The 21,701-nt window shown below is 53.1% G+C and carries 18 protein-coding genes; 9 read left to right on the top strand and 9 right to left on the bottom strand.

The genetic code is table 11. The annotated features are described in order from the left end of the window. Positions 1-9 precede the first annotated feature (9 nt). The 3 genes from EPA93_RS06830 to EPA93_RS06840 all read left to right on the top strand — a co-directional run bounded on the left by EPA93_RS06830 (position 10) and on the right by EPA93_RS06840 (position 3,528). The gene (locus tag EPA93_RS06830; RefSeq protein WP_129886333.1) at positions 10-1,662 is read left to right on the top strand and encodes an FAD-dependent monooxygenase; all 1,653 of its coding nucleotides are present in this window, start codon (positions 10-12) and stop codon (positions 1,660-1,662) included. A 358-nt stretch (positions 1,663-2,020) separates the two neighbouring features. Further along, positions 2,021-2,320 (top strand): hypothetical protein, encoded by a 300-nt coding sequence (locus EPA93_RS06835; protein WP_207229467.1) that lies wholly within the window; start codon positions 2,021-2,023, stop codon positions 2,318-2,320. Beyond that, the gene (locus EPA93_RS06840) at positions 2,320-3,528 is read left to right on the top strand and encodes a DUF6745 domain-containing protein (protein ID WP_129886334.1); all 1,209 of its coding nucleotides are present in this window, start codon (positions 2,320-2,322) and stop codon (positions 3,526-3,528) included. Before EPA93_RS06835 ends, EPA93_RS06840 begins: the two co-directional genes overlap by 1 nt. 164 nt (positions 3,529-3,692) lie before the next feature. Here the strand turns inward: EPA93_RS06840 and EPA93_RS06845 are convergent, their stop codons facing one another. Continuing rightward, a complete protein-coding gene (locus tag EPA93_RS06845; protein ID WP_129886335.1) occupies positions 3,693-4,688 on the bottom strand; it encodes a DMT family transporter in 996 nt (331 codons plus the stop codon). 135 nt (positions 4,689-4,823) lie between these two features. Between EPA93_RS06845 and EPA93_RS06850 the strand changes: the two genes are divergently transcribed. After that, entirely contained in the window at positions 4,824-5,462 is a 639-nt protein-coding gene (locus tag EPA93_RS06850) for a CGNR zinc finger domain-containing protein (RefSeq protein WP_129886336.1), read from the top strand. 106 nt (positions 5,463-5,568) lie between these two features. Here EPA93_RS06850 and EPA93_RS06855 read toward each other — a convergent pair whose 3' ends face one another. Next, positions 5,569-5,985 carry a nitroreductase family deazaflavin-dependent oxidoreductase gene (locus tag EPA93_RS06855; RefSeq protein ID WP_129886337.1) on the bottom strand — a complete coding sequence of 139 codons (417 nt, stop codon included), beginning with the start codon at positions 5,983-5,985 and terminating at the stop codon, positions 5,569-5,571. A gap of 105 nt (positions 5,986-6,090) precedes the next feature. Further along, on the bottom strand, positions 6,091-6,711 hold the full coding sequence (locus EPA93_RS06860) for a hypothetical protein (protein ID WP_129886338.1): 621 nt from the start codon (positions 6,709-6,711) through the stop codon (positions 6,091-6,093). A gap of 325 nt (positions 6,712-7,036) precedes the next feature. Between EPA93_RS06860 and EPA93_RS06865 the strand changes: the two genes are divergently transcribed. Next, complete coding sequence (locus EPA93_RS06865) at positions 7,037-7,564, top strand: MarR family winged helix-turn-helix transcriptional regulator (protein ID WP_129886339.1); 528 nt, start codon at positions 7,037-7,039, stop codon at positions 7,562-7,564. A gap of 82 nt (positions 7,565-7,646) precedes the next feature. Here EPA93_RS06865 and EPA93_RS06870 read toward each other — a convergent pair whose 3' ends face one another. Further along, positions 7,647-8,300: a class I SAM-dependent methyltransferase gene (locus EPA93_RS06870; protein ID WP_129886340.1), complete on the bottom strand. Its 654-nt coding sequence runs from the start codon at positions 8,298-8,300 to the stop codon at positions 7,647-7,649. A 673-nt stretch (positions 8,301-8,973) separates the two neighbouring features. Between EPA93_RS06870 and EPA93_RS06875 the strand changes: the two genes are divergently transcribed. Next, positions 8,974-9,930 (top strand): amidohydrolase family protein, encoded by a 957-nt coding sequence (locus tag EPA93_RS06875; RefSeq protein WP_129886341.1) that lies wholly within the window; start codon positions 8,974-8,976, stop codon positions 9,928-9,930. A 291-nt stretch (positions 9,931-10,221) separates the two neighbouring features. On the opposite strand, the gene EPA93_RS06880 is transcribed toward EPA93_RS06875, so the two are convergent. The 3 genes from EPA93_RS06880 to EPA93_RS06890 form a co-directional block, all read right to left on the bottom strand. Further along, entirely contained in the window at positions 10,222-11,355 is a 1,134-nt protein-coding gene (locus EPA93_RS06880) for an epoxide hydrolase family protein (protein WP_129886342.1), read from the bottom strand. A 643-nt stretch (positions 11,356-11,998) separates the two neighbouring features. Then, positions 11,999-12,673, bottom strand: a complete 675-nt coding sequence (locus EPA93_RS06885; RefSeq protein ID WP_129886343.1) for a class II aldolase/adducin family protein — start codon at positions 12,671-12,673, stop codon at positions 11,999-12,001. Between the two features lie 205 nt (positions 12,674-12,878). Then, positions 12,879-13,310, bottom strand: coding sequence for an ester cyclase (locus tag EPA93_RS06890; RefSeq protein WP_129886344.1), 432 nt, complete (start codon positions 13,308-13,310; stop codon positions 12,879-12,881). 259 nt (positions 13,311-13,569) lie between these two features. Between EPA93_RS06890 and EPA93_RS06895 the strand changes: the two genes are divergently transcribed. Together EPA93_RS06895 and EPA93_RS06900 are read left to right on the top strand one after the other, a co-directional pair. Next, positions 13,570-16,338 (top strand): winged helix-turn-helix domain-containing protein, encoded by a 2,769-nt coding sequence (locus tag EPA93_RS06895; protein WP_129886345.1) that lies wholly within the window; start codon positions 13,570-13,572, stop codon positions 16,336-16,338. Positions 16,339-16,538: 200 nt separating this feature from the next. After that, a complete protein-coding gene (locus EPA93_RS06900) occupies positions 16,539-17,354 on the top strand; it encodes an alpha/beta fold hydrolase (RefSeq protein ID WP_207229468.1) in 816 nt (271 codons plus the stop codon). Between the two features lie 164 nt (positions 17,355-17,518). Here EPA93_RS06900 and EPA93_RS06905 read toward each other — a convergent pair whose 3' ends face one another. After that, positions 17,519-18,010 (bottom strand): HNH endonuclease, encoded by a 492-nt coding sequence (locus EPA93_RS06905; protein WP_165422930.1) that lies wholly within the window; start codon positions 18,008-18,010, stop codon positions 17,519-17,521. 138 nt (positions 18,011-18,148) lie between these two features. After that, positions 18,149-19,474, bottom strand: a complete 1,326-nt coding sequence (locus EPA93_RS06910; protein ID WP_129886347.1) for an MFS transporter — start codon at positions 19,472-19,474, stop codon at positions 18,149-18,151. 861 nt (positions 19,475-20,335) lie between these two features. Here EPA93_RS06910 and EPA93_RS06915 point away from each other — a divergent pair. Then, positions 20,336-21,205, top strand: coding sequence for an LLM class flavin-dependent oxidoreductase (locus EPA93_RS06915; protein WP_129886348.1), 870 nt, complete (start codon positions 20,336-20,338; stop codon positions 21,203-21,205). Positions 21,206-21,701: the final 496 nt, after the last annotated feature.

A 21,701-nucleotide genomic window follows, 5' to 3' on the forward strand; every position in this document is an offset into this window, starting at 1 on the left:
ATATATACTATGAGTAACTCTGGTAATGATACATTGCCCTATGATGAACAGGTCCAGGTCCTCATCGCAGGTGGAAGCCTGGTAGGCCTCTCCGCTGCGGTGTTTCTCCAACATAATGGTATTCAATCGTTGGTGGTTGAGCGCCATCCTGCGCCCGCGCGTTTGCCCCGGGCCAGAGCGATTAATCCTCGCACGATGGAATTGTTTCGCGCCCTCGGGCTTGAAGAAACGATGCGCGCGGCACAATCGCCTATCGCCGACTATACTCTGATGGTTCGTGTGGAGTCTCTGGCCGGAACTGAAATCGAGCGCCTTTTCGAGGGGGATTTTGGAGATGAGGAAGTAGCTTCGCCCACATCCTGGTGTAGTATAGATCAGGATCAGCTTGAGCCGATTCTTGTTGAGCATGCCCAGAAGCTGGGCTGTGCTCTGCATTTCAATACCGAACTTGTCTCGTTTGAACAGGATGAGCAGGGTGTCACTGCCGTCATTCGTGAGCGCGCGACGGGCCAGGAGCGGCGGGTACGTGCGAGCTATCTGCTGGGCGCCGATGGCAATCGGAGTACTGTTCGCGATACTCTCGGTATTACAACGCAGGGTCCTGGTTTAGTCTATCACTCTACAAATATAGTCTTTGAGGCCGATCTGCACGAAGCTGAGCGTGGGCGTCGCATTATGCTGTGCTACATCAGTAATCCTGAACTGCCCGATGGGCAGGGCTTCTTGATGCCTATCGATGGTCAGAAGCGCTGGCAATTGAGCATAGCACTCCATCCCGAGCGCGGTGAGCGCCGCGAGGATTTCACCGACGAGTATGGCCTCAAGCTGATACGTCTGGCCACCGGCATTCCTGATCTTGAAGCGAAAATTGTGCAGGCCTATCCCTGGGACCCCGTTAAGGTTGGCGTGTGGGAGATGATGCCGCGCTACGTTGAGCAGTATCAAAGCGGGCGCGTCTTTCTGGCTGGTGACTCGGCTCATGCGATCCTGCCTACGGGAGCTATGGGAGCCAGTACCGGTATTCAGGATGCCTTCAACCTGGCCTGGAAGCTGGCCCTGGTTCTCAAAGGGCAGGCCACGCCAGCTCTACTTACCTCTTATGCTGAGGAGCGCACGCCTATCGGTCAGCTTATGGTCGAGCAGACCATGCAGCGCTTTGCCCATCGCGTGGGGAACGATGCGAGCTCGCTTATAGATAATGCCTCCTTGATCTTTGGTTATCGCTATCGTCATGGGGCGTTTATTGCCGAGCCTGGCGCAGAAAAAGCGTCCCTGACCCAGAAGCCAGGCACCTTAAGCGGTGAGCCTGGGACGCGGGCGCCTCATGTCTGGCTGGAACGTGCAGGCGAACGGCTCTCGACCATTGATCTGTTCGGGCGCAGTTTTGTCCTGCTGAGCGGTGCCGAGGGCGCTTCCTGGCACGAGGCTGCTCAGCGTGTGGCCGCGCGCTTAGCCCTCAAGTTGGATAGCTGCCAGATCGGCGCCCAGGGCTTGCAGGATGTGGATAGTCGCTGGCAGGCAGCCTATGGAGTGAGCGCGGCGGGGGCAAGTCTTGTGCGTCCCGATGGCTTTGTGGCCTGGCGTTCGCGCGATGGCGTTGAAGATGCTGAGGCCACGCTTGAGCAGGTGCTCTTGCGCCTGCTGGGCCGCACTACAGCGTAGCCTGTGTTTGGCCTGATGTTCCGGCTGCAATGGATAGATCTAAAAGCTTCAATTGCAGCCGCTTCGTCTAATCGTGTTGTGGACAGGAAAATAAGTTGGACTCGTTTCTATCTAGCAGGAGTGATACCAAATCCTGCTATTCAGTGATCCAAAAAAGAGAGCACCCTCGACTTGTCAATGAACTTCTCTGGCTGAAGCAGAACAGATGATGGCTCCCCACCTCTTGGGGATAGTAGTAGGCAATACAAGCAGAGCCATCGGGAGGGTCGTTTTCCGTTTTCTGCTTCTGCCTCAAGAATAGCTACAGGAGAAGCCTGAAAGCACCAGCCTATCTGGTGTCAAGAGAAAGGAAGCAGAAATGACCCCCATCATGTACCGGCAAGGCGACTTGCTCTTCCAAGCGGTCCACAGACTCCCAGAGGGCCTCATTCCTCGATCAGGCCAGGTGATTGTCGAGGGAGAAGCGACTGGTCACAGCCATCGCCTTCTGCAAGGAAGCATCCTCGAAGACGCGCAGGGAGCACTGTTTCTGGAAGTAGGGAAGGCAACACAGGTGATCCACCAGGAGCATCACGCCATCGAACTGCCTGCGGGTTGCTATCGTGTCATCAGGCAACGTGAGTACACCCCAGAAGCGATCCGCGAGGTGACTGATTGATGGAAGAGATGTTGGGAAGCATGCCCCCTTGTCCCAGGATCGTTCGGGGCCAGCAGAGCTTGACCCCTCAACAAGAGGAGTATGCCAGACACTTCGCGCAAGAGCGAATTGCCCGGATGCTCGCTCCAACCGTCATTGATGAGCAAGAGGCTGAGGCACATCTGCGCGAGGCATACCGGGTGGCCGGACTCTGCCCACCTGTCACGATTCGCTGGTTTGATTCCCCGATCCCTTTTCTTCTGGCCTGCGTGAAAGACAACAGCGAGTGGGGGGATGTGTATCAGACTATGGAGATACGCGTGAGAACGAGCACGCAGGACAGTCTGAGGAAGCGTGTGGAAAAGAGCCTGTATGAGAAGGTGGAGGCCTGCGTGTATGGGGAGGCCAGCATGTGGAACACGCAGGGCGCGAGCAGGTATGGGATATGGACCAATGTGACAGAGATCATCATGTGGGAGATATATCAGAGCGTGTTGGACAGCGTGGAGGCTACTCTGTGGGGCAACACAAGAGTCAGCGTAGGGGTCAACCTGCGGGACATTACGTGGGCCAACGTGGAGGAGAGCGTGTGGGGCTGCCAGGGATTAGGAGATATAGTGTTATTGAGCTTGCAGGCCTACAATGATGCGTACTGGCTGGCTTTTTTCCGCTTCCTCCATGAAGTCTTCGAGGAGAATAAACTGATACATTGGGCGCTCTTCAATGAGCTAGTCAGTGGCTATCGACTGCAAAGCAAAGAAGCCTGGCTGGTGCGCAAGCCGATCCTGCTTGAATGTGACGAGCAAGGCCGACTCCATAGTGCTTCTGGCAGATGCCTCCAGTATCGTGATGGATGGGGTTGGTATGCTTGGCATGGCGTCCGTATGCCGGAGAAAATCATTCTGCATCCTCAACAACTCACCAGAGAGGACTGGCTCCAGGAGCACAATGTGGAAGTACGACGAGTCATCCAGGAGCAACTGGGCAATGATCGCTTTGTGGAATTGATCGGCGGGAAGTATATCGATACGGGCACACGAGGCAATTTGATCGAGGTGGATCTCGGCAATGATCCTGAAGGGGTAGCCCACTACGTCCAGGTGAGGGACGCCTCCACGCAGCGGCAGTATTCCCTGCGCGTTCCCCCCTCGATCAGACGAGCCGACGAGGCTATTGCTTGGACTTTTGGACTCGATAGCCAGGACTATCAGCCCAGGCAAGAGACGTGAGGGAGGCGAGCTTTGGCAGGAGGTTTTGAGCTGTCGTGTTCTTTTCTGCTTTTCATCCGGCAGAAGCTAGACAGGGCCACCAATGGGAACGAGTAATGGCACGAATCTGGGCTGGATCGTTTTGCTGGGCGACACTCGGATTGGGTATGAAAGAGAGGTGAAGTTCAAGCCAGGCGAGTAGCCCTGATGCCCAATACTACTCCAACAATGATCAACGCAGCACCAATAAACTCGAAGGGATCAGGTAGCCGGGCCTTAACTAGCGCTACGTAGATGAGAACGGTGATGGGTTCGAAAACGATTAATTGCCCTGCCAGAGAGACGGGTAATGCGGTGAGGGCGTGATTCCACAGCAATGTTCCTCCCCAGGAGACGCCAATCCCCAGAATGAGGCTTCCCACCACAAATGGCAGTAACTGACTACCCGGCTCTAGTAGCGTCTGGAGGTTGAACGAGATGGCGCCACTTCCCTGGGATAGTGGCAGGGCGAAAAGAACCAGAAACAGGGTACCCACGCCTATCATGGTTGACCAGTTTGCTGATGAAAGATCGGGATGTGCGCGCAGAAAGTTTGTATTGGCGACAGCGTACCAGGTCCACAGAGCTACGGCGACACTTGCAAAGAGAATGCCCAGGCAGCGTTGCTCAAGGGTTCCTGGGAGATCTTGTCTCCCGCCCAACGTATAGAGATTGATGACCAGCAAGCCCATGACAAGCAGGATGATGGGCAAAAGCAGGCGCGAGAAAGGATATTCTCGTCGCTTCCAGTTGCCATATAGGGCGATAGTTATCGGTAATGTTCCATTGATGAGAGCTGTAACCGATGCCCCAACATTCTGAACACCCAGCACCAGAAAGATGTAATAGCCGACGTTGCCTGTAGCGGCAAAGAGCAGGGCGCTGAACCAGGTTCGGCGATCGCTTCCTTGCATCTGACGACGGGTGAAAAGGAGAAAGATACAGAGCGATAGCAATCCATATGACAGGTAGCGTCCAAGCGCAAACTGAAACGAAGTGAAGCTAGCTTCGCGGGCAGGAATAATAAAGGCGAGGGCGCTAAGAATATTGACGCCGATGCCATAGCAGATACCACCGGCCCTTGTTCGTGATTGCTTTGTCTTCCCTTCTTCCTGTTTGGAATATCTTGTATCTGGCTGCATATCTATCTCTTCCCACTGCCCTGCTTGACTGGTTTTATGTCACCTGCTAAAATTAATTAGCCAGTAACATTAGTCTAGCATTGATAATGTCACCTGTCAATGATATTTTGGTGGTAACGCAATGGTGGAGACAAGATGATGGACAACTTTGAAAACCCTATCGATGCTTTCAGGCTCGTTGGAGGCCGACCTTGCCTCGACTTTACCAATACAATCGACGGACGAAGCAGCGCTCATCCCCAGGAGTGTTTGCACAGTTTGGCCGATTTGCTCAAATGGTGCCTCCGCGTCGGTCTTCTACAGGAAGAGCTAGTTCAAGGCCTTCTTGAGCAAGCAAAAAAGCAACCTGCAGCAGCCACAACGGAGTTTGAGCGGGCTCTTGCGCTACGTGAAACGCTCTATCGCATCTTCTCAGCAAGCGCCCGAGGAATGAGGCCGGCAGCCGATGATCTTGCTCACTTGAGCACAACCTATGCAGCCACACTCATACATGCCTGCCTCGTATCCGGGGACGAAGAATTTGCCTGGGCCTGGAATGACGAGGAGCATTGGTCCGGCTATTTGCTCTGGTTGCTGGCAAAGTCAGCTGTGGAACTGCTCACTTCGCCTGATGTACGGCGGGTGAAGGAGTGTCCTGGCAACAAGGGGTGTGGCTGGCTGTTTCTAGACACCAGCAAGAATGGCAGTCGTCATTGGTGTAGTATGGAAGGTTGCGGAAGTCGTGCCAAGAGGCAACGACAATATAGACGTCAGCGGAGCGCAATTGCTCAATAGATGAGTTGAAGGAAAGCTGGTTCTCCAGGCGGTTCCAGATATTGAGCCGCCGGAGAGCCGGCGCGTGCTACAGTAGGAGCAGCTCTTCTTCTCACATGGCTGGCACTTAGCTCACGCGGCGCAAAGCTACAAAGGGGATCTCGCGCGTCGTATTGGCCTGGTGCTCTTTCACCATGGGCCACTTCTCTAGAAGCTGCTCGCGCTCAGCGCTATCCACAGTGGTTGCGATGGCTTTGAAGTGTTCATTACCGACTTCGACTGTAACTTCTGGCTGCGCGGCGAGATTGAGATACCACGCGGGATGCGCTGGGGAGCCCATGCGCGAAGCTACGACGATATAGCGCCCTCCCTCAATCTGGTAGGCAAGAGGTGATGTGTGAGCTTTGCCGCTCTTTCTCCCTGTTGTGGTCAGAAGAAGCAAGGACGCACCTTGATATCTTCCACCAACTTTTCCTCCGTTGCTGCGAAACTCTTGAATGACGTTATTGTTCCAATCGCTAAGATCATTGCTCCACTCGCTCACTATGCTTATATCCTTTCTGTCTTATGCTCAAATGAGCCTTAAAAGGGTAGATAGAACCTCATCTACCCATTCTTTCACATAAGTTGAGATTTTTCAATACGATCTTCAACGGTGGCTCATGGACCAGGCGGCAAGAATGAAAAAGATTCCTTCGGGTGTCCAGGTCATCCCTCCCAGGAAGAAGAGCTCTAGAAAGCCTGGTGTATTGATATGGAGCAAGGCTATGAGCAGATAACCGCCTCCATATAGGGTCATACCTATACCAAAGGCCCAGGTAGCCACAAGGATCATCCAATGTGACAGGCTCTGACTGCGCGGCCGCATAAAGGCCACAAGCACACCCGCAAGGCAGATCCCAATGGTAAGAACCACCCCTCGTAGTTCCCTGGCAATGATAAGCTCATAGAGGCCAAATCCAATCACTGCCAGATATGCCAGTAGGAGCGCGAAGATCTGAAGGCGTTTTTGGCTCAACCAGCGAAACGGCCAGACCAGGGACAAGGGAAACAAGGCAAGTACAGTGAACAGAAGCACCGATATTGTGCTACTGAGCAAATAGATCGCGTAATTGTGGGCAAATTGGGGTCCGAGCGCGAAAGAGCCACCGCCAAAGAATAAGGCGGCATGGATTATAGCAAAGAGTAAGCCCCAGCCAAAGGCTGCGTATGCGGTCCATTGGGGCGGTCGATGTGGTGTGCGTACAAATACGTCAGAGTGTTTGATCATCTCAGCTTCCTTCTTTACTCAACAAAGTTTGTCTGAGACAATTGTAGGCCCCATTTGTCGTGATTTGATCGCTATTTTGTCGCAAAACACCCTACAGCTCTTTTAGGATGTCAAGGGTCAAAAGCGCTAGCTAACGCGATGTGCAACTTTGGAGAAGCGGGGCCCATCTATGCTATTGAGCAAAAAATTTGGCCATGCAGCGTGTTAAAGAGTACTGTTTTGCGGCATTTTCTTGCCAGCATATATCTCTATGGAATAAACTAAATGAGATATTTTTGGGGCGCTTCCTGATCAGGAGAGATCTCAACATGAGGACATGTAATTGATGAATGTAACATTACAGGAACATCCCGATGCCTTTGCACCTTCTGCCCAACCACTGGCTGCTAAGCCGTCGCAACCATCGGCGGTCGAAGTTCTGCAAACTCTGGCTATTACCACTCATCTGGTTCAGCGCAACTGTGACACCTTTCTTGCCGAGCAAGCATTCCCAGCCAAAATCTCGGAAGCTCGTTTGCGCCTGCTCTCTATTGTGGAAGAAGCCGGCAGTATTCGCATGAGTGATCTGGCATCCAGGCTTCATGTTAGTCCACGCACGATTACTGATATTGTCGACGGGCTCGAACGCGCAAGCTTACTGCGGCGCGTGCCCGATCAGCGTGATCGCCGCGTAATTTACCTGGAGCTTACAGAAGGCGCGAGTGTGCGCATGGCACATTTGTATCGCGTTCAGGCCGAACATGCTGAAGAGCTGCTGGCTTATCTGGATACAGAGCAACGCCAACAATTGCTGAATTTGCTCCATCTGCTACAAAGGAATTTGCTGACAGATGGAGCAGGCAGCTGTGGCTAAGCGCAGGATTCTGCTTATTGCGGTTCTGGCTATGCTTGCTACTCACCGCGCTTAACTTCTCTGGCCCGTTATAGCGAGGCTGCTATTGTGCGTACGAGGCCTGCACTGAGACGATCGGAAGCAGGCCTGATCTGTGTTCGCGCACCTCCTCAATGGAGAAACCGCTCTCGCTAAGTGTCCGCAAGGTGTCGCGATTCCAGTGGCAGTTACCACTCAAGCATGTTGTAACGGGTACCAGGAAATCCTGAATGCTGGCCGTAATGTGTCCGGTGGCTCGCACATGCTCGATGAGTAAAAGCTTGCCATCGGGCTTAAGCACGCGCCGAATTTCGCGAAATACACGCGCTGGATCAAATACAGAGCAAAAGACAAGGGTAGCTACTGCACTATCGAAGGTCTCGCTTGTGAAGGGCAGGACCTCAGCCGCTGTCTGCAGTAGGGTTATCGGCACATGGGCTTTTTCGGCGCGCTCATGGGCGTAGCGTAACATGGTTTCGTCTGGCTCTACGGCGTCTACCTGGTCCACATGTTCGGGATTATAGAAAGGAAAATTGAGGCCTGGGCCGACTCCAATCTCCAGTACGCGTCCCCTGGCCTGTCCTACGACCTCCTGGCGCAATGGAGTTAATACGCTTTGCATTGCTCCGCGATTGGCTAGCCTCTCATACAATTTTGAGACGATCGGGTGATGGACACGCGGGAGGCGCGTCTCGGCAAGTACTGCTGCAGGATACATATATTCTAGCTGCTCCTTCCCAGCATTTTGAACTATCAGGTGGTATTTTTCTGCATTACAAATAGAACAGCTATGCGCGCTTGATAGCTTTGGAATAGTAGTGGGCTATGTGGCTTTTATTGGTTGTTGGCGCGCTGTGTTCAGTGAGTCATTTTCATATCGCGTTGGTCAGGAGATTCCGCTCATCTGGCGTCGGTCCCCGACTCGTTTCTAGACTTGTGCTGTTCAAATTTTACCCCTATGGCCCATCATATTCTACTTACAGACTATAACGCTCTAACTTGTCGGTGCGATACATAGAGTCCGCGAAAATTTTTATAATGCTACTCCTGTGGCGGGCGGATACTATGTCTATGGACATTCCCCTAACCCTTTTGGGGGATATGCCCATACATATTATAGTCGGATCAACAGACAACTTTGCCTAGAAGCAAAAGTAGCTTTCTCTCTCCTTATCTCAGAGATTACTAAATGACGTATAGATTTTGCTATAGAGCTCCAAAGCGCGCCGCGATCTAGCTGACTAGATTCGCTACTGCAACTTTCTGGCGTGAAGGTGGTAAAAAAGCTCACTCCTGTTTGCTTTGGGATAGAGGGACATGCTATAACTGAAATATAAGCTTGTGCATGTAGCTATGTTTCTGTTTTTATTTGTCGGGAAGAAGGAGAGAAGATGCCTGAACGCACTCCCGCTTTGATCGACTTCCACAGCCATTACTATGAAACTGCCTGGTATACCTCTTCTAGGCAGGCCCCGGGCGGCCTGGCGCGAGCCTGGCCCTTGCTAACCGATCTCCAGGGGCAATTTGCCGAAATGGAGCGGGCCAATATTGGGGCAAAAGTGCTGAGCGCGCCGTCGGCAACAATTGCCTCTGCTGGTCAGCCGTTGCCCGAGGATCTGTTGAGGCGCATCAATGATCGCTTTGCTGAACTGCTTGCACTCTATCCAGGGCGCCTGTTTGCTCTTGCTACGATTGATGCCTTTCGTGGCGAGGGCGCGGCTAATGAGGTGAGGCGCGCTATTCAAACGCTTGGATTGCAAGGAATCTGTCTCGATTGTGCACAAGGGAATCTCTATCTTGATGCCCCGCAGGCGCGTCCAACCTTTGCTGCAGCCGCTGAGCTTGATGTGCCAGTCTTTGTCCATCCGGTTAGCCCGGCGGGCCTGACTGAGCGCCTGGCTGATCTAGGCCATACGGGTATCTTGCTGGCGCGAGGCACGGAAAACGCGGCGAGCGTGCTAGCCTTATTGCGCAGCGGCCTCTTAGATGCATTTCCCACCTTAAAGATAGTCCTACCGATGATCGGGGTTGCCGCACTTTTATTTGCCGGTATCGCTGAGCAGGAGCATAAGCGCGAACCGGGCTGGCTTGGCTCCTCGCCTGGCACTTTGCGCCAACGCCTCTATATCGATACGATGGGCTTTGATCTGGCTTCGCTGCGTTTTGTGCTTGAACTTCTGGGGGCTGAGCATGTACTGCTGGGCAGCGATTGGCCGATTATGCCCCTTACGCCGCGCTGGGAGATCGAAGGGCTGCTCTCAGCTCTAGAGCTGAAAGAGGCACAAAAGGCCGCAGTTCTTCAGGCCAATGCCTTGCGCCTGCTAACTCGACAAAAGGCGTCGCGCTAGCAGGCGGAGCAGCCTTTGCGCTTCTACGCGTTAAGCCAACGCGAGTTCTGTCTTAAGACAAGGCGAGCAAAGCGCCAAGAAAGGTCACATTTGAAGTCGCCAATGGGATTCGCAAAAAGCAAGAGAACTCGCTCATTGGGGAGTGGCGTATGCACGTCGCGCTTCTCCAGTAGGGAATAAAGGTATCCCCACGCATCTGTGGGCGCATCAAGGCAGAAAATCGTGAGCTTTATGGATGAGACAAGCCCAAAGGATCAGCGAATTGAGACTCATGCCGACAAACATTACCCTTCATCGCAGAGGTCGAAAAAAGGTACGAATGTCTTGGGCCACTGCATCTGGTTGTTCCCATTCGGGAAAGTGGCCGCCTGCGGGCAGATCCGTCCAGTGATCAATCTTGTAGAAGCGCTCGACCCATGAACGGGGCATGGGAAACATATCTTTTGCAGTCTGAAGCCAGCCCATTGGCACTCCCATCTCACCCATTGGCAGTGGCGATGACTCATAATAGAGACGCATCGACGAATTGATCGTCTCGGTCGCCCAGTAGATCGTGAGATTGGTGAGCAGCTCGTCTCTGGTGAAGGCCTTCTCTACATTGCCATCACAGTCGCTCCACGAGCGAAACTTCTCGATGATCCAGGCCGCCAGACCAACAGGTGAGTCGTTAAGTCCATAGGCCAGGGTCTGGGGCTTCGTTGAATGGAGCATGGCGTAACCCATCTCCTGCTTCCTCCAACTCTCTAAATCGCGCACATAAGCCTGCTCGGCCTTGGTGAGATCATCAGAGAGGGCGTAATATCCCCCGCCTATCATTGTGCCTCCCGTGTGGATACCGACAACCGCATCCTGGTGCTTTTGCGCGAGTTGCATGATGACGCCTCTGCCTAAGTCAGTACCACGAACCGCGTAACGGCTATAACCAAGTTCATCGGTCATCAGTTTCGCAAACATATCAGCCATACTTAGCGCATTCATGCCCGGCTCCCTCACTCGATCGGAGAAACCGTAACCTGGCAGGGATGCGACAACCACATCGAACGCATCAGCGGCATCCCCTCCATGTGCCTGTGGATCGGTAAGCAACGGAATGATCTTCAACATCTGGACAAACGAACTGGGCCAACCATGTAGCAGGAGCAGAGGGAGAGAATTGGGTTCCTTGCCTCGCTCATGGATAAAATGGATACCTACTCCATCGACATCGGCCTTAAAGTGAGCAAAGCGGTTGATGGCCTGTTCCTGAGCACGCCAATCAAACTCATGCTGCCAATAATTGACAAGTGTTTTCAGATATGCAAGATTGGTGCCATAATTCCAGCCTGCGCCCTCAACCTCATCGGGCCAGCGGGTGCGTTCCAGGCGAACACGTAAATCGTCGAGCGTTTCTTGCTCTATGTGCACTTTGAATGGATGCTTATTCATAGGTTCTGTTTCTTTCAGGCCCCTTTCTTCTCATGACCACTTGAGTATAAGAGAAGGGGAGGTTGTCGTCCCTGTCCAGAGGGCGGGTCATGCCCTGTACAAAAGGCCAGATGTATTGAAAAGCGTCAAAGCAAACTTGACGGGATTGGCTCAGCAGGAACTAGAGCTGTTGAGCGACGATTCTTCTTGCAGCCCGCTGCGTCGTATCAAACCGACAACCATTCCACTAGCAACGGCGGCCACGCGTGTTCCATGCAGTGCTTTGCTAGTACGGTTGCTCTGCTTCTGCCTTGACGGCAAAGTACTTGCATGATGAAGAAAAATTGGGCCATTGATTGGCAAAAACAGCCCATTGTTGCTGGTAGAGAAGTGATACCAGCGGCAAAACTACTTACTATTTCACAGTATCACAGCGGCAAGACAGGAAGAGAGGGGGAAAGAGGAAAAGAGTGCCGAGAAAAAAGGACTCTGATCTTGTCCGGGCCACGTTGGATGAGAACAGGCAAAGCCCTGGTAGACTCCTCCGATGATGGATAGGTAGTGTTTTTTCGTTTCCACCCTACACCTCATCGGGGGGTCGCTTATCCAGAACTCGTGCTAAGACGGCTGAGGGCCCTGGCGAAATGGGCTATGGGGACGCAGATTACTGCGTTGAGCCATAGCGCTGCATGTGCTTGCGCTCCCGTTCGAGGGCACCGGCCGGAAATCCCTGCGCCCCACCAAGCGGATGCGCGTCGAGCGTGAGCTGGGCCGATTCTTCCATGATAATGATGATCTGGGCCGTAGCTAGGGGATCGCTGCTAAAGGCCAGAAGACCATGATTAGCTAAAAGGACTGCGGGAACCGTTGGGTGCTGTCGCAGTTGCGCTACGATGTAGCTGACAGCTTCCTCTGAGCCCCGTGGTGCCCATTCGGCAACGGGGATATCCTCGGTTATGCCGAAACGCAAAAAGGCCTCATAGACGCAGGGCAGAGGCCGATGAGCCAGGGCAAAGCTTGTTGTGCGCGGCGAGTGTGTGTGAATGACGGCGTTGACCTCCTGGCGCTCGCGATAGACACATGAATGCATGCCGACGATCTCGCGCGTGGTGGGGTCAAGTGTGCCCTCCACGACTTCACCATCAAACGTAATAACTACTAATTGTTCGGGGCTCAGATGCGTCAGATGACTGACCGAGGTGAGGAGCATCAAATCCTGCCCGGGCAATCTGGCGCTCATATTGCCATGTCCACTATGAGACATGACGCCAGTCTGGTGCAGACGCTGGGCTGCCTGCACAAGCTGATCTCGCTGCTGACTGTAGCTCAATGTTGCCATATTTCCTCACAATTCTAGCAGAAGCGCTGTATGCCTCTGCCGTTTTTTCGTCGAAAAGAGGCTACAGTCTCTATTATACCCAACGCTGATCCGAAATGTTGCCTCAACACCTGCCTTTGCAGGGATGCGACACGGCTTCTATAAAGTCTCTTCAAGCCATTCAAAGTGGGCCTTTCTGCTCAATAGAGACGGAGAACCTGCTTGGTTAGGAAGGGATCACTTCAATTTGTTGCAGTAGTTGCATAATATCTGCGCATAACCAGTACTCGACGATTTTTCCATCTTCGACGCGCAAGAGATCCATTCCTGCGTACTCGACACGTTTGCCAACTACTGCAGCGGAGGCGCCAGGGAAGCCGCCCTGGTAGGTAGCACGAAAGAGCCATCGACCAGCAATGAGGTTGTCTTCGGCCAGCGGTCCAACTGTGGTGGTAAAGCTAAAGTCGGCGAAGGCTGCCAGAATTCCGCCGATCCACTGCTTCATTCCTTCGGGGCCGCGTACCTCAGCAGGACTTGAGCCAACTGGCGCAAAATGCGCGACGAAGTTAGGGGCGAGGATCTCGTCGGCAATGGATAGCTTGCCATTCCATAGTTCAAACCAGGGTTTCCAAAGCTCTTTATGCGGCTGTGAAGCCATCAGTGTACCCTCTTTCTTTATCTCGTTCAAAATTTACGTTCAAATACGATAATATTATCGTATTTTATTCGAAAATTATACGAGCTACAAGTCGTATTGTCAAGGGCTCTGCTTGCATAAGCAGGACTTACCAGCTCTCTTTGTTTGGCCGCCAGGAGAAGCAGCCTATTAGGAGAAATATTGTCTTGGCGTGCTATACTTGAGGCAGAATCTAGCCTGGGTATCAAAAGGAGATACCCAATAACAGGGGAAGGAGAATATGGCCAGACAAGCGCTATATACCCTCATCTGGTCCCAGCAGCAGCGATGCTATGAGCTCCAGACGCATGGGCAACCTACGCTGAGCTTGCGCTCAGCCGAGGATCTGGCTTTCAGCAGCTTTTTACAGACCCATACCTCCTTTGCTTTTGTGGGGCAGGCTGGACGGCTCTCGGTCAGGAAAGAATCCCGCACAGCCAGGGTCAGCTATTGGTACGCCTACCGCAAACGAGCAGGCCAGACCTACAAGCGCTATCTGGGAGCAACTTCTCAGCTCACCTTTGCACGCTTAGAACAGGTCGCCAATGAACTCAACGACTCGTCCTCTCCGGCTATCATAGCAACACGGGGAGAGCAGAAACCCGCGCCGAGTATGCCGCTGCTCGCTTCAAGATGTACTCCTCCCCGCCTGCCACCTTCGCTCGTACAGCGCACGCGCTTGCTCAACGATTTGCAGGCAGTCATCAACCAGCCGCTCACGCTCGTCTCGGCTCCCGCTGGCAGTGGTAAGACCACGCTGCTCTCGGCCTGGGTAGCAGCCCTCTCTCGACCACAGCAGGGTGGTTATCAGCTGAAAGGCACAGATGTGGCTGTAGCCTGGCTCTCGCTCGAAGAGCTTGACAACGATCCTGCCAGGTTTGGAACCTCCTACATCGCAGCCCTACAGATTGCTTGTGCTCACATCAAGGGTCTGCCCACGCCTGGCCGCAAAACCATGGCCGTGTTGCATGGGCAAGAAATGCTCCCGCTCTCTTCCATCCTGACCCCTCTGCTTGCCGATATTGAGCAGGTAGGTAGAGAAGTCATTTTCATCCTTGATGATTATCATGTACTCTCTGATCAGGTCATTGCGGAAAGTATGCGCTTCTTGCTTGAGCATGCGCCCACTAATCTGCATATGGTGCTTGCTACGCGCAGCGACCCCGAGCTTCCTCTCTCCCGCTTACGTATGCGTGGTCAGCTGCTTGAGATCAGAAACCAGGATCTCCGTTTTACGAGAGCTGAGGCCGCCAGCTATCTGCTTGAAGGGATGGGCCTGCCTTTCTCCGAAGAAGAGGTAACTGCTCTGCAAGCGCGCTCCGAGGGCTGGATCGCGGGCTTGCAACTTGCTGCGCTCTCGGCCCGTAAACGCGAAAATCTCTCAAGCTTTGTGCAAGATTTTACCGGCTCGCATCGCTTCGTGCTTGACTTTGTACAACAAGATGTTCTTGCGCACTTGCCGGGGCCTCTCCAGGATTTTATGTTGCAGACAAGCATCCTTACGCGTATGAATGCGCGCCTTTGCCAGGCCGTCACTGCCACTCTCGGACTGGCTGAATGTCAGGAGATGCTCGTGGCCTTGGAGCGGGCAAACCTCTTCATAATGCCATTGGATGACCAGCGCCAGTGGTATCGCTATCATGATCTCTTTCGCGAGGCCTTGCTAGCGCAATTGCACACCAGATACCCCACACTGGTGCCGCTCTTGCATCTGCGTGCCGCTCACTTTTACGAGGCAGCAGGTGAAGCTCGGGAGGCAATTACCCATGCCCTGGCCGCTCCTGACTACACCTATGCCGCTAACCTGATGGAGCAGGCAGCCGAGCACCTCTGGTGGCTCAGTGGCGAAATAAGGGCTGTTCATACCTGGGTGCTAGCTCTTCCAGACGCGGTTCTGCGTGCGCATGTGGGCCTGGCCCTCAACGCTACGCTTCACATGCTCAACTCCATCTACCTCAGCAACAAAAGGCTGTATGCCATGGTGCAAAATCAATTGGAGCGTGCCTTTACGAACATAGAGGGACTCTTGGGCAAAAAGGCAGAACTTTCGCTCTCGGATGCTGAGGTTGCGCTGATCCAGCGACGCCTATTTCTGCTGCGAGCCCTGTTTGAGATGCGTGGACTCCTGCGCTGCGGCGATGTCGAGCGCGTGCTTCAACTTGTGGAAGCAGCAGACGCCCTGCCCGCAGATCCAGAGGCGCACTGGAACCTCGTTCCACTCCAGCTTGCCTTCTGCCTGACAGTGATCCTGAAGCGTGAGGGAGCTTCTCTGATCCCAAGGCTGCTTGCAGCTCGGCAACACATGATGGAGGCAGGAAACCCTCAGGCTACGATCCGCGTAAAGTGCTGGCTGGCTCAGGCCTATAGCCAGGACGCGCGCTGGCACCAGGCCTACCAGGAAGCGCTTTCAGCCCTTACGCTGCTTGAACAGAGCGGGCCGCACACCAGCATCGCCGGATATCTCTATGCTTGCCTGTTCAACGCCTGCTATGCCTGGAAGCAGCTAGAGGAAGCCGCGACCTGGTTGCTGAAGCTTAGACAAAGTGCGCAAGACTGTCAGGTGGTTGATCTGCTGGTCACAGGGGAGGTTTTAGGCGCTCGCCTGGCCCTGGCAAGCAGAGATCTCTCTTCCGCCCAACTGGCGCTCGACCGGCTCGCGGCCCTGGTGGAACAAGAGGGGTTTGCTCACCATGCAGCTCTCCTGGATCACCTTGTTCGCCAGGTCGAGGAGCAGAGACGTGATGGCTGCTCTGCTTTGCGGCGTCCCAACGTTGATCAGCCATCAACCCTGCTTGAGCCACTCACAACCAGGGAACAACGCGTTTTGCGTCTGTTAGTCGCCGGGCAAACCTACGCGGAGATCGCCAAGACGCTCATAGTTTCTCCCAATACGATTAAGACCCAGGTCAGCAGCATCTATCGTAAGTTGAACGTTGGGCGGCGCGCCGAGGCCATTGCGAGAGCGGAGCAACTGCACCTGCTGGCTAATTGGGAAGCCGAAAGCTCCTGATGATGCCCAAGACCTCTTGCGGCATCACCCAACAATCACGAATATCAGTGATGTCAGCGGAACATATTGCCAGCTATACTCTTCTCAACTGAGGTGTTTGAGCGCTCAAATGGGACGCATGCTGAGAGAAGCGGCCCCCATGGTTATTGGTGCGAGGCTGTAGGCAGTCTTTTACCTCTTTATGAAGAAAGGCAATAAATGTGAATAACTTCACTACCAAAGGGAATTATGCTGATATCAACGGTCTGAGCATGTACTATGAAATTCATGGCACGGGCCAGCCGCTAGTTTTGCTCCCTGGAGCGTTATCAGGAATAGGTTCAGCCTTTGGCAAACTTATCCCCTTGCTTGCCAGGACGCGGCAGGTCATTGCGGTTGAACTTCAGGGCTATGGACATACTGCTGATATCGCTGACCGGCCCCTTTCTTACGAGTGCTATGCTGAAGACACTGCCGCTCTCCTGGAACATCTGCGGTTGAAACAGGTCGACATCCTTGGCTATAGCTCCGGCGCGGGTACTGCCCTACAGGTGGCCATACGCTATCCCCACCTTGTCCAAAAACTTGTGCTCTGTTCGGTTACCTATACAAGTAGTGGCATTTATCCAGAGATGCGAGCTGGCATTGAGGAGTTGACCCCTGAATTTTTGGCTGGTTCTCCCTATGAACAAGAGTATCTCCAGTCGGCTCCGCGACCACAAGATTGGCCGCAATTGGTAGCGAAGGCAAAAGCCTTCAATAAGCAAGTGCAAGAGTGGCCAGCTGCTGACGTCAAAGGGATACAATCTCCAGTTTTGCTCATTGCCGGAGATTCTGACCTGGTGTGTCCAGAACATATTGCTGAGATTTTTCGCCTGCTAGGCGGTGGGCAACCTGGTGACCTGCTGGGCCTGCCAACTTCGCAAATGGCCATTCTTCCAGGTACAACGCATATGGAGCTTACTGCGCGAACCGATCTGCTGATGGCAATTATTCCTCCCTTCCTCGATGCACCAATGCCAGCGCGCAAGGTCTAGGGCAGGCAGATAACTGCTGCGAATGGAAGTGAAGTCGAACAGGAAAGGGCAAATTTCTTGGGGTTTCTCGTGTAATAATGCTGAAGGGATGCGGCCGGTCCCTGGCTCCAGGATTTCCCTGGAGCCGCGTTAACGTATGCACGGAGTTTACAAATATCCTGGGCTTATGGCCTGAGCTGCATCTTCTTTAACCAGTTTACATCGGCGCGGATCTGGGCTGCAGTTTTGCGATAGAAATGCTTGATATCGGCGCGAATGTGCTCATTATATGAGTCCCAGGCTCCAAGATGACCCAGGAGCAGGTGATGCTCGCGACCCCGAGCTTCGCAGAGCGTGATGAGATTATTCGGGTCAAGCTCTAGCTCCGGGTGCAGATGAAAAGGCTTAATGTGATGAACCTGGAGCTTATGGCCTCGGTAGCCACAGGCCACGCAAGCGGGCTCGCGTAAGCGGTGCTCCCTGGCCACTCTTTCCCACTCAGCGCTTCGTTCGCGCCCATGCTTTTTGGCGATATGGGCTCCGTAGTCCCTTCTCAAAGTTGGAAGGGGCAATCTCCTGCGAGAATAATGTCTCTTCCTTTTGGGGCGCAGGAAGATATATCCTACGATTAAGACGGCGATCACAATAGCGAGAGGAATCAATATTGAATTGTCCACTTTCCCTCCTTGGAATTGTTCGATGTACCTGCTTAAGATCAAGCTCCACGGGCTTCAAAGCCCATGGAGTAGATCAGTTTGTTGCCAAGCATACCGAATTGAGGCAAAAAAGACAATCCTTGACCTTAGCGGCTTGAGCTACGCCGCGATTTTGCTCGCATCTTCCGGTGAGCTCTGACGCGGCGACTTCAAGGCCACGATGGCGAAGATGACCATTAATAGCGAGAGCACGCTCGAAATGGCGAAGGTTATCTGTGGCGTGATCCAGGGCGCTATGGCTGCCTGAGCCAGCGGAGCAGCCAGCATGGCAAACGATATGGCCGTGCTGCGTATCCCCATGAGCTGGGAGCGATTCTTGTCGCTTGTCGCTTGCAGATAGATCGTGCTCATCGATGGCATTAACAGGGCAAAGCCTACTCCAGTCATCAGCGACGAAACTATTAAGAGCGGGTACTGGTGCAGGAAAAGCATGGCCAGATTAAGCGAAGCGCTCAGCAAGCTGCCTATGATGACTAGCGGCTTTTTCGGTAAGGTATCGCTAAGGCGTCCCAGCACTAGCGGGAAGAGAGCCATAGCCAGGCCATCGGCGCTAATGATCAAGCCATACTGCGCAGCGCTATAATGCAGCGTATTCTCAAAAAAGAACGGATACTGCGGCAGCGCGAACGGGAAGACAAACATGCTACCAAAGTCTATGAAGAGGAGCGCTGCAAAGGCCCAGGCCAGGTGAATCAGGCTTACTCTGTTCACATCAAGTTCCTTTTCGCCGCGTTTCTTCCTGTCCCTGTTCGCCAGGGCCTCCGCGCGCACCTGCTCGGGCAGGGTTTCAGGCAGCATGAATATGGCCAGTAGCGCGGAAGCCAGTGCAAAGGCTGCTGAGAGCAAGAATGGACTTGTGAAACCCCATGATTGATAGAGGACGCCGCCGATTGCTGGTCCTAGCGCGACACCTCCGGCCTGCGCTGTAGTCATGACGCCCATCCAGCGCCCCTGTTTCTCGGGTGGAATGGCGTCTCCAATCATGGCCATGGCTGCGGGCATAAAGCCTGCGACAAGGATGCCCTCTAGAAACCGTATAGCTATAAAGAAGGCTGGAATATTGACGAAGGCCAGCAACAGATTGGTCGCGACAAAGCCAAGCAGGGCTAGCAAGACTAGCGGCTTACGGCCAAAACGATTGGCCCACACACCCATGGGCGTGCTGAAGAGGAACATCCCCAGACCAAAGCCACCTTCCATTAAGGCCAGGGTTTCGGCTCCCAGGCCGAGCGCTTCCAGGCGCTGCGGATAGACCGGGATAATTATGCCAAATCCAGTCATAATCAGGGCTAAGCTGGCCGGCAATATAAATAGGGATTTGTTTATCCTCTTCTTTCTATCGACATGCTGACCGGTTGATGTCACATCTGCTCTTCCCAGGTCAGCAGTGTTGGTTTTTTCGTGTTCTGATGACATTGTATGCATGAATTTTATTTCTTTCTATTTGTGTATACATGTCCCGGTGAAACGCGTAACCCCGTTGTATAAAGACATTCTTTGTCTCGATTTTTTCACACTGTAGATACTATTCTTTTTGTCCCGTCTATTTCCGGTCGTTTGCCTGCCCTGGCAGAGAAACATCTGTGTGCTTGTCTCCTGCTATCTCGCTGATTCTTTGGTGAAGCGAGTAGACTGGAGAATGGAGCGCAGGCTAACATTTCCCTTTTCGCCTGGCTCCGTGCGCGGAGGCCTAACGTCAAGAAACGAGACACCGCAATAGTATAACATGAGCTAGCGCGAAAATATTTCTTCCATCTTGCCCAGATTTTGAAGCTGTGCATTCAGTAAGCTAACTCATGCTGGATAATGGGCAGTAAAACCCTGGGAATCCCTTTGCTCGCATGCCTCTCATGAGCTTTTTTCTGCTATTGAAATTCTTGTTTTTTGTATCAATATTCATTGGCGGAATTATTGATGGAGACTATAGCAGTGTTTCCAATAATTGAGCTTTGAGAGAAATGTCAGGGAAATGTCGTGGCCGAGTCGGCCCGGCTATTCTAGAATGGGCAAGAGCTGACCTGGCAATTGACTCACGGCCTCTGAGCATCGTTATAGGCCAGAAAAGAGAATATTATTAAGATCTCATATGTTTTCGGTATAGTGGAGTTTGAAAAGCGAAAGCTGCTTCTCAAAGGGTTGGATAAAGTGCTGTCAGTGTATTTGATAAGAGATTAGCACTTGTCAGCTCTTTTCAGTTCGTTCACCTGCAAGAGGTAGTTGAGGCCGTGAAGACAGAGAAATAAATGTGTGAGTTGCTCAAATGATTATCGTGAAAGGGAGTCAATTATGCAGTATGGAATACACGTTCCCATTTTTGGACCCTATGGAGAGGTGAGGGTTCTTGCCGATCTGGCCCATGAGGCGGAAGAGGCTGGCTGGGATGGTATCTTTCTCTGGGACCAGGTGTCCAGGACCACGCTTTCTCCCACTCTTGATCCTATGATCGATCCCTGGATCGCTCTAACGGCTATCGCACTTCGTACACACACGATTCGCCTGGGGCCGCTTGTGGCCTTGCTGCCCCGCCGCCGACCCTGGATAATCGCGCGCCAAACCCTATCTCTTGATCATCTGTCTTCGGGACGACTTATATTAGGCGTTGGATCGGGAGGTAGCTACTTCGACTTTGAGGCGTTAGGCGAAGCGACGGACCCGAAAACGCTGGCTGGTATGCTTGATGAGAGCCTTGAAGTGCTTACCGGGCTCTGGCGTGGTGAGCCGTATCGCTTTGAAGGAAAGTATTACCATATCAAAGAGGCGCAATTTTTGCCACGCCCGGTTCAGTCTCCGCGCATACCTATCTGGGTGGCCGGCGAATGGCCGGCGAAAGCGCCTATGCGGCGAGCGGCCCGTTGGGATGGCGTCGCTCCCCTTGGGCGTAATATTTCCCTTACCGCGATGCTTACACCTGAACAGATGGAGGAAATGGTCAACTATGTTAGATCCCAGCCAGGATATAGCGCTCCTTTCGAGGTGGTTCACTCCGGTTTCACTTCAGGTACGAATCGTGCTAAAGATCGCGATATAGTTGCTGCGTACCAGCAGGTAGGAGTTACGTGGTGGATCGAAAAGATCTTGCCTGAACGCTGGGGAAGCTGGACGGATTGGCCGCTTGAAGCGATGCGCCAGCGGATTAGAAGCGGGCCGCCAAGATAGGTGAGAGATACGCCAACACCTGCCTGAAACTTGTCGCATTTCCGACCTCCCTTAGGTTACACTTGCCCTTGAGAGCACAGAATCTTGCTGGCCTTGTGAGAAGAGAGAGGAGAAACGCTTTTACCAGGATCATTCCCAAGACGCGCAACAGCCTCATTCCTCTCTCTAAAGCTATGGCTTTACCAGGTATTGCGCAATGTTGTGCCAGTTTCCAGGTAGCGTTTGATATTTTGGAAACGAGCGACCACATCTTTTTGCACTCCTCCCTTTCGTCAAGACGCGGCAAAGTTTTTCGCTTGTTTCCTTTTCTCTTCTGCTAGTATAGCCGAGCGCAGTGACAGCAGTATGTCAACAGCGCCCCGCAATTTTTGGGGCGGCAGGAAAATATCCAATTTGGCGATGTAGGGAGCAAGCATAGTTCACTTCATTGAAATCTGTCGAGAGGAGAAGCCAAATATTGAGCGGTTTTTCGAGGCAATGAACAAAATTTGCATCT

The sequence above is a fragment of the Ktedonosporobacter rubrisoli genome, assembly GCF_004208415.1.
GTDB classification, from domain to species: Bacteria; Chloroflexota; Ktedonobacteria; order Ktedonobacterales; family Ktedonobacteraceae; genus Ktedonosporobacter; species Ktedonosporobacter rubrisoli.

Coding starts and splice junctions, on each gene's coding strand:
- EPA93_RS06830 (WP_129886333.1), top strand. CDS start 10: ATGAGTAACTCTGGTAATGATACATTGCCCTATGATGAACAGGTCCAG.
- EPA93_RS06835 (WP_207229467.1), top strand. CDS start 2,021: ATGACCCCCATCATGTACCGGCAAGGCGACTTGCTCTTCCAAGCGGTC.
- EPA93_RS06840 (WP_129886334.1), top strand. CDS start 2,320: ATGGAAGAGATGTTGGGAAGCATGCCCCCTTGTCCCAGGATCGTTCGG.
- EPA93_RS06845 (WP_129886335.1), bottom strand. CDS start 4,688: ATGCAGCCAGATACAAGATATTCCAAACAGGAAGAAGGGAAGACAAAG.
- EPA93_RS06850 (WP_129886336.1), top strand. CDS start 4,824: ATGATGGACAACTTTGAAAACCCTATCGATGCTTTCAGGCTCGTTGGA.
- EPA93_RS06860 (WP_129886338.1), bottom strand. CDS start 6,711: ATGATCAAACACTCTGACGTATTTGTACGCACACCACATCGACCGCCC.
- EPA93_RS06865 (WP_129886339.1), top strand. CDS start 7,037: ATGAATGTAACATTACAGGAACATCCCGATGCCTTTGCACCTTCTGCC.
- EPA93_RS06870 (WP_129886340.1), bottom strand. CDS start 8,300: ATGTATCCTGCAGCAGTACTTGCCGAGACGCGCCTCCCGCGTGTCCAT.
- EPA93_RS06875 (WP_129886341.1), top strand. CDS start 8,974: ATGCCTGAACGCACTCCCGCTTTGATCGACTTCCACAGCCATTACTAT.
- EPA93_RS06880 (WP_129886342.1), bottom strand. CDS start 11,355: ATGAATAAGCATCCATTCAAAGTGCACATAGAGCAAGAAACGCTCGAC.
- EPA93_RS06885 (WP_129886343.1), bottom strand. CDS start 12,673: ATGGCAACATTGAGCTACAGTCAGCAGCGAGATCAGCTTGTGCAGGCA.
- EPA93_RS06890 (WP_129886344.1), bottom strand. CDS start 13,310: ATGGCTTCACAGCCGCATAAAGAGCTTTGGAAACCCTGGTTTGAACTA.
- EPA93_RS06895 (WP_129886345.1), top strand. CDS start 13,570: ATGGCCAGACAAGCGCTATATACCCTCATCTGGTCCCAGCAGCAGCGA.
- EPA93_RS06910 (WP_129886347.1), bottom strand. CDS start 19,474: ATGCATACAATGTCATCAGAACACGAAAAAACCAACACTGCTGACCTG.
- EPA93_RS06915 (WP_129886348.1), top strand. CDS start 20,336: ATGCAGTATGGAATACACGTTCCCATTTTTGGACCCTATGGAGAGGTG.